Origin of the sequence: Bartonella sp. CE47NXGY, assembly GCF_042195415.1 — a bacterium.
Classification (GTDB): domain Bacteria; phylum Pseudomonadota; class Alphaproteobacteria; order Rhizobiales; family Rhizobiaceae; genus Bartonella.
Genome location: NZ_JBHIOI010000170.1, coordinates 1 through 1059, shown reverse-complemented (window position 1 = coordinate 1059; position 1059 = coordinate 1). Strand labels below are relative to the sequence as shown.

The 1059-nt window shown below is 40.1% G+C and carries 1 protein-coding gene; it reads left to right on the top strand.

Annotated features, from left to right (window positions below):
- Positions 1 to 1059: BID domain-containing T4SS effector (locus ACFIL3_RS10450; RefSeq protein WP_375682247.1), on the top strand; the 1059-nt coding region annotated here is incomplete at both ends.

The window sequence follows — 1059 nt, the reverse complement described above, 5'->3', positions numbered from 1 at the left end:
TCACCACTTATTTAAAAATACCTTTGAATGGGCTGGATATCTGCGCCATCTCCCCTTTACATTTGAAGATGGCACCACAGCCGCCATGCCCGAAATGAAAAGAACAGGATGGGAAAATCCTTTTGCACTCGGCGATGAAATCCAAGACGGTTTACAAAAATTAGATCAAACGCTTGCCGAAAAAGATAATTTGCAAGGCTTAACACGTGAGAAATTTAACTCTGAAGCAATAAGCTTATTTAACTTTCTTCACCAACTCCATCCTTTTAGAGGAGGAAATGGACGTACACAACGGGTCTTTTTTGAAAATCTTGCCAAAGCCGCAGGGCATCAGCTTGATTTTTCACTGATTACAAAAGAACGCATGATGCTCGCCAGTGTTGCTGTAGCAGAAAATGGTGATCTAGAACCAATGCAACATCTGTTTGAAGATATCTCTAATCCCAATAAAATACTTCTTTTAAAGGAATTCATGAACAACATGAAAGAACTTGGGCGCAATGTTAATGATCGTCCTGTTATGGTTGCAAAAGAAGGTGAAACTTACACAGGTACCTATAGGGGTGCTGGTTATGATAGCTTTGCTTTCAATGTGAAAGGCGCTTACATCATCGGCAATAAAGAACAGCTCACGCCAGAACAACTCAAAACATTAAAACCTGGTGATAGATTTACTTTTACCGTTCCCAAAACAAAAAAGCTTGAAAGCATTCTCATTCCACAAGAAAGATTAGCCCCTTTGACAGAAAATGAAACGGCCCAAATGGTTGCAGAAGATTCTTGTGTCCACGCAAGCCTAAAACAGGTTCAGCAATTGTCAAAAATTGTTTATGGTAGTACAAAAACATTAGACAAACAGATGGTAGAAATCATCAAAAATCCAAACTTAGGCCAACCGCTCGCCAACCAGATTGAAAGAGCACCGCACTCTATTTCTCATCTTGCCGGTTTCAGTTTATGTGGACTACAAAATCAGGCACGTGCAAACGCTAAAAATCATCTTGAGATGCTCTGTACTGCCGTTGTAAATTTTGCCCATGCAGTGAGACATGCTGAAAA